Genomic DNA, 6,475 nt, shown 5'->3' on the forward strand with positions numbered 1-6,475 from the left:
GTCTTCAGCAGCTGTTGCAGCTGCGCAACAAACTATCGGGTTCATCCGCATTTCGGCTACCCTGGTTGGCCAAGCATCTTCTCAGCGTTGCTGGACTTCGAGCAAGTATTCGGTACAAACGGCAACTAAGCCAAATCATAATCAGCCGTGGATCGCGCAGCCGACAAGATCAATATTGTTTGCGCGATTCTGCGCATATCTGGTCGCCGCCTGACGCATCAAGTGTCACATGTAGCTCATCCGAAGGTCTTCCGTCGCGTTGCGCAAGCGGTCGGAGAGCTGGCGGGCGATGCTTCTCAGGACGGCCTGCGCAATGTGCGGCCTAGCCTTTGTTATCTTGTTGAACGCCCACGAGGTCAGCTTATAGGCAACAACATCCTCGTCGGCGATCACGTCCGTCGAGCGTGGTCGCTCGGTCAGGAAACCCATTTCGCCCACTGTGCATCCAGCCCCGATGCTCGCCAGCCGGCGCCGCCCGCCAGGCGTAATTACCCAGACGCTGATACAGCCGCGCGTCAGCATCCACAGTCGGTCCGCCGGATCGCCAGCGCGGCACAGCACTGCGCCCTTCGGGAATTCGACGTGGTCGAGATAGCTCATCAGCACCTTCAAATCTTCCGGCTGCGTGGTCATGCCGAAATCGGTGCGTTCGAGTGGCACCTCTATCACGGAGCGGGCTGCACTGTCGGTCCGCTGCACGATTTCCTCTTCGAAGCGCTCCAGCGCTGTTTCGAGGTCGGGGTAGATATTCGGTCCATTAGGTTGCGACGTGCACTCCTCCAGAACCTGGGCATCCTTGAGGTCACTGAAGAACAACCGCTGACCACGCCTGGCGCACCGAGCGGCGATCTGCTGCAATGTCAATGCGCCGGAGGCGTCGATGTCGCTGACGGCGCGGAAATCGAGAATGATCACCCGCACGGCGATGGGCAGCCGGTCGATCTCCTCCGCGAGCTCATCGGCATTGCCAAAGAATAGCACCCCCTGCAGCTCGAAGACTGCAAGCTCCCGCTCGTGGGCCGCCAGCAACTCGTTCTGAGCTGTGGAACGGATGCGCCTGGAGCGCGTCTTGCCGACTATCTCCTTTCGCCGCACCACGGGCCGGTTCATTTCGACCATGAAGACGATGCAGGCCAGCGCCACGCCGACCACGGCGCCGACAACGGGTTGGCCAAGCACTGTGGCGAGCGCCACCGTAGCGACTACGCCGATATTGCGCTGTGCCTGGATGCGGCCCGTCGCATCCTTGCCGAAGAGTGCCTGGCGCGCGGTCCGCAGCGCCCAACGGTCTATGGTATTGATGCCGACGAAAACCAGAATGGCGGCCAGCACAACCAGCGGCATCGAGAAGATCAGACCCGGGAACGCAAGGATGGCCGCAAGCAGCACCGCCCGGCTCGCAATGTCGAGGCGCGCGTGCGCCCACCGGCACGATGGTTGGCGGCAGTCAGCGAGGCTGACGTGGAGACGAACAGCCCGCCCATAATAGGGGAGACAAGGTTGGCGATGCCCAGCCCGACAAGGGCGCGGTCCGGACCGATCTGAATGTCAGCCAGATTGCGCGCCGTGCGGAGGGTGAAGACCGTGTCAAGCGTTCCCACGATCGCCAGGGTCAACGAGCCGGCGATCAGGGTCCACCAGATATCTCCGAACCCGAGCCGGAGTGCGATGGCAGCGTCGTGTAGGCCTATCGGCGCCCAACCGCCCAGATCGATCGTGCCGACAACGGGGCCGAGCTCAATGCCGGGCGCCCACAGACGGGCAGCATGGTAGATCAGATAGCCGATCAGCAGGCCGGCAAGCAGCGCCGGAATCCTGGGTGCATGTCGCGTGATCACCACCATGGTCGCGATCAGCGCAAGACCGAAGGGAAGTCTTGTCAGAGTAGCGAGGCTGAAATCTGCCGCCGCGACCCCACTCCAGGACGAGACCGCGAGAAGCACCGGGGTCTGACTCTTGATGATCAGGATGCCAACGCCCGAGATGAACCCGGCGACAACCGGGTGGGGGGCAAGCTTGACGATTCGGGCGAGTCCGGTCGCCCCGATGAAGATCATCCAGAAGCCGGCCAGCATTACGCATCCGACGAAAGCAAGCAGCGCCTGGGTCGTGTTGCCGTCGAGAGCGACGAGCAAGGATCCCAGCAGGCTGGCCTGGATCAGTGAGTTGCTGGGCATGGTCGTCACGAAGGACGACCGTTGAAACACGGAAGCGACGATGCCGCCGACAATGGCCGCGATGACGCCGGCAAGCGCGCCTTCCGCCACCCGATCCTCGCCGAGCGGCGAAAGGGCAAGGACGCCGGAGGAGATGCACATTGGCAGCGCTACGCCAGCCGTCGTCACACCTGCGGTCAGTTCCTGGGCCAGAACGCCCAGCCCGGCGCTCAAGCGGCGCGCAAAATCCGTCTGTGTCCCAACCTGCTCAACCACCATTCAGAGCCCCTACAACCTCACGGCGGTGATCCCGCCAACGCCATCCTTAATGTCGGCACGCGTCCGCGGCCGCGACCCACTACAGCACGAGCGTAGTGGCCAGCCCCAGCATCAGGCCCATGCCTACAATATCGGTCACCGTGGTAAGGAAGATCGCGGAAGCCACGGCCGGATCGGCGCCGACCCGCCGCAGGCCCAACGGGATCAGCACGCCGGAGATCCCGGACATGAGGCACGATCCGGACATGGCGAGCAGGATCACAAGTGCCAGCATGGGCGCCTGGGATGCCGACTCCGGTTGCTGCGAGGCGTAGAACCACATGGCCGCGGCCGCCACGAGACCGACGAGCAGGCCGTTGGCGATCCCGAGCGCTCCCTCCCTCAGCACCAGGTGCAGCTTCGATCGTTTGTCCACATCCCCTAAGGCGAGGCCACGAAGCGTAATAGCCAGCGCCTGGCAGCCGGTGTTTCCGCTCTGTCCGGCCAACACCGGGAGGAACGCCGCCAAGGCGACGATCTTCTCGATCGTGCCTGTGAACGAGCCGACCACGAAAGCGGCTATGAAGGCCGTCAGCAGGTTGAGCTGCAGCCACGGATGGCGTTTCAAGAAGGCTGAAAACAGCGGGGTGAAAGAACGCTCCTCCTTCTGGACACCCACCATCTGGCCAGGCTGGGCAGAAATCTCGATGATTTGCTGCTCGAACAGCCGCCAGCCGCGAACCTGCCCGAGCAGCCGGTCCTCCGCGTCCACCACGGGATAGACAGGGTAGTGACGGCGTACCGCCGCCTTGCAGGCTTCGCTCAAAGGCATATCGACGTGAAGGGCGAACGGACTTGCCAGCATGATCTGATCCACCGTCGCGTCGGCCTCGCTCAGCATCAGATCGCGCAAGACCACCAGGCCAACCAGTTTATCGCCCTCGTCCGTGATGTAGAGGTAAGTCAACTCGGTCGGCACCTGCGCGCGCCTGACGGCCTCGACCGCGGCAGCTACCGTCGTCCCGACAGCAACGCTGGCGGGGATCGGGTCCATCAGCTCGACGATTGCCTCGGGGATCGCGAGATCCTTTCCGTCGGTATGAGTTTTGATGGGCCTCCTTTGCGGTGGCAAATACTCCGCCACCTTCCGGGCGTGCCTATCCGGTAACAACTCTAGTGCGTCGCGGATGAACTCGGGAGACTCTCGGGCTAGCAATTCAGCCGCGTCGTCAGGTGCTCGAGCACGCAGCGTGCGCACCAACTTCTGAATGTCGTTCTCTTGCCTCATCTGTTCCCCTCTAATGTTGCGCCTCTTGAGCTTAAAGACCGCACCGGTTCGCTCTGCCCAGGCGCACGGTGGCCCAAGCGCCTCGATCCGGAAATCTTCGCCTTCTCAGGGCGCCGAGTAGACCGAACCCAGACAAATCTGAGCCATTGCGTGGGTGCATACAGGCGGGCTGTAACGTCAGCGTGTCGCCAAGAGAATTGTCGTGTTGCCGAAATTCACCGTCGATCCCTGGGCTCCGCGAGCACGTCGCAACCCAGCGGCGAAGTAAGGTCGGCAATGGGCCGTCGTGGCCCTGTTCATTGGGGTGCGCTCAGCCCGACAGTTTCCGGTGTGAACGGCCGCGCTTTAACCTGGGAAGACGGTGAAACCGCCATCGACGCGAATGACCTGCCCATTGATGAAGCGCGCGCGCGGACCGGCGAGGAAGGCGACCGCTTCGGCGATCTCTTCGGGCTCGGCATATCGGTTCAGCGATTTCTTGCTCGAGTCCATACGCTCCGGATCGACGACGCGGCTCGCCTGGAAGCGTGCCGTCTTGGTGGCGCCGGGGCTCACCGCATTGATGCGCACGCCATCGTCGATCAATTCCTTGGCCAGGCAGCGCGTATAATGGACGACGGCAGCCTTGAGCGTGGAGTAGACCACCTCCGGCGAGCATCCGATATGCGCTGCCGCCGAGGCAATGTTGATCACCGAGCCTGAGCCGCGCTTGACCATAGGCGGAATGAACGCCTGGCAGACCAGCATCGTACCGATAAGATTGTTCTCTGTCAGAACCTTGATGTCATCATAGTCGATGTCGAGCGCGTTGTTGGGACTGGGTTTTACCCCCTTGGCGCCGATGTCGCCGCCGGCGCAGTTGACCAGAACATGCACATCGCCGAGGTCCGCCTCGATCTTCCTCTTCATTTCGGCGACGGCTTGCTTGTCGCCGATGTTGCCCGTGACCGCGGTCACTCGCGTCCCATGCTTTTCCAAACCCCTGGCGGATTCGCCGAGGTCTGCGAATTCGCCATATTGGGATGGCCGGGTCCAATCGAGATCGTGAATCGCGACGTTTGCACCAAGTTCGGCCAAGCGTTCGGCCATCACACGGCCGAGGCCGCGTCCCGAGCCAGTCACGAAGGCAGTCAGGCCGCTGAGTTCTCGGGCAGTCATGCTGATTTCTCCATTGCAATGAAATCGAACTTCTGAATGTTGGCGGCGCTGCGCCGGATCATGTCGAGCTCGTACGAAACGAGCGCGCCGTCATCGTCGCGCTCCCATGGCGTCCGGTAGTCGGCGTCATCCGCAAGACGGTTCACGCGCGCAGCACTCAGGCAGGCCGCGAACTCGCGCGCGGTCTTCGGCGCATATCCGTTCCACCAGTCGTCGGTGAGACAGCGAACGTGACGGGCCTCCAGCGCGCCTGGCTCGAGCACGGCCGTCAGCGTATCATGGTGCTCGGCGAGGATGGCTGCCAGTTCGGCGAATGGCACGGCGCCATCGCCGATCGCGCAGCGGACCAGACGGTAGCCCTCATCCGTGAACTGCACGCGATAGTCCTTGAGGTGAACGTGGCGGACATGCGGCGCGATCCGCCGGGTGAAGGAAAGCGGTGCCTCGCCGACAGGGAACACGTTGCCTGTATCGTAGGTGATGCCCACACCGGGCCCGCCGAGTTCGCAGAACGCGACCAGTTCGTCGCTGCCGAAATCCTGATGGTTCTCGATGCCGAGCACGCGGCCCTCAGCCGCCGCACGCGGTCCCCATTCCGTCAAGGCAGCGCGGATCGTCGCGTTGAACTCGCTCCATTTCGCGCCCCACACGTTGCGGTCGCCGCACAGGACGGGGGTCAGTGCGATACGGATCGTTGTCGCCTCGAGCAGGCGCGCAGCCCGAAATGCGTTGTCCAACGGACCTGCCACGAGAAGTCCGCCACTTACCACCGGGACGATGTCGAGCGCGGTCAGACGCCTGCGCAGGTCGACGACCTCGGCGTCCGGCAAATCGGTCAACCACGGTTCGTAGATCTCGAGCGTGCGTGCGCCGAGTTCCTGCGCGAGCGCTATGAAGCCTTCCAGCCCCGCCCCATCCGGATTGTGCCGCGGCGTACCGCGGCCCTGCAAGCCGAGATGGTAGGTCAGTCCGAAAGGATTGAGGCCGAGACGAAGCATCAATTTGGTAGTCCCGTTGAAAGATGTGGAAGCGATCGCATCAGCGCAGACCCGCATCCACGGCGATGGACTGCTTCGTGATCATGCGGCTGTCATCGGCGGCAAGGAAGAGGACGGTCCGTGCAATCTCTTCGCCCAGCAGGACGCGGCGGATCAATTGCCGCTGCACCGTCTGGTCAATCGCGTCCTGCGTCTTGAACCACAACGCGCGCTGCCGCTCGGTGATGACAGCGCCGGGTTCGACTGCATTGACGCGGATGTTGTCGGATCCGAACGACCGCGCCAGCGCGCGCGTCAGCGCCACCACAGCGCCTTTGGCGGTGGCATAAGCCACCATCTGGTCCGCCCCGAAACGCCAGGCGATGGAAGAGAAGTTTATGATCGAGCCGAAGCCGAGTTCCTTCATATGCGGATGCACCGCCTGCGCGGCGAAGAAGTGATGCCGGAGATTGACGTCGAAGCTGCGATCCCAATATTCGGCTGTCACCGCGTCAACCGCATGGCGATGATCATCGGCAGCGTTGTTCACCAGGACGGCGACCGGACCAAGCTGCGCGCGTACGCCTTCGACCGACGCCTGCAGCGCAGCGACGTCGGTCACGTCGCAGTGGAGGTAC

Annotated in this window: 6 protein-coding genes; all 6 read right to left on the bottom strand. The window is 62.9% G+C overall.

Features of this window, described 5'->3' with window-relative positions; all coding sequences use genetic code 11:
* Window positions 1-225: 225 nt before the first annotated feature.
* The 6 genes from EOA85_RS00980 to EOA85_RS01005 all read right to left on the bottom strand — a co-directional run bounded on the left by EOA85_RS00980 (window position 226) and on the right by EOA85_RS01005 (window position 6,459).
* Window positions 226-1,389 carry a cyclic nucleotide-binding domain-containing protein gene (locus EOA85_RS00980; protein ID WP_127208015.1) on the bottom strand — a complete coding sequence of 388 codons (1,164 nt, stop codon included), beginning with the start codon at window positions 1,387-1,389 and terminating at the stop codon, window positions 226-228.
* The gene (locus tag EOA85_RS00985) at window positions 1,353-2,390 is read right to left on the bottom strand and encodes a SulP family inorganic anion transporter (RefSeq protein WP_164759433.1); all 1,038 of its coding nucleotides are present in this window, start codon (window positions 2,388-2,390) and stop codon (window positions 1,353-1,355) included. Before EOA85_RS00985 ends, EOA85_RS00980 begins: the two co-directional genes overlap by 37 nt.
* Window positions 2,391-2,514: 124 nt before the next feature.
* A complete protein-coding gene (locus EOA85_RS00990) occupies window positions 2,515-3,702 on the bottom strand; it encodes a magnesium transporter (protein ID WP_127208017.1) in 1,188 nt (395 codons plus the stop codon).
* Window positions 3,703-4,047: 345 nt separating this feature from the next.
* A complete protein-coding gene (locus EOA85_RS00995; protein ID WP_095518460.1) occupies window positions 4,048-4,860 on the bottom strand; it encodes an SDR family oxidoreductase in 813 nt (270 codons plus the stop codon).
* A complete protein-coding gene (locus EOA85_RS01000) occupies window positions 4,857-5,810 on the bottom strand; it encodes a TIM barrel protein (protein WP_245485548.1) in 954 nt (317 codons plus the stop codon). The genes EOA85_RS00995 and EOA85_RS01000 overlap by 4 nt, the downstream gene beginning before the upstream one ends.
* Before the next feature lie 88 nt (window positions 5,811-5,898).
* On the bottom strand, window positions 5,899-6,459 hold the full coding sequence (locus EOA85_RS01005) for an SDR family oxidoreductase (protein WP_245485549.1): 561 nt from the start codon (window positions 6,457-6,459) through the stop codon (window positions 5,899-5,901).
* Window positions 6,460-6,475: the final 16 nt, after the last annotated feature.

The sequence above is a fragment of the Mesorhizobium sp. M5C.F.Ca.IN.020.29.1.1 genome (genome assembly GCF_003997375.1).
Lineage (GTDB): Bacteria > Pseudomonadota > Alphaproteobacteria > Rhizobiales > Rhizobiaceae > Mesorhizobium > Mesorhizobium wenxiniae.

Bases quoted from the DNA above. Each gene is read 5' to 3' on its own strand.
- EOA85_RS00990 (WP_127208017.1), bottom strand. From the start codon at position 3,702: ATGAGGCAAGAGAACGACATTCAGAAGTTGGTGCGCACGCTGCGTGCT.
- EOA85_RS00995 (WP_095518460.1), bottom strand. From the start codon at position 4,860: ATGACTGCCCGAGAACTCAGCGGCCTGACTGCCTTCGTGACTGGCTCG.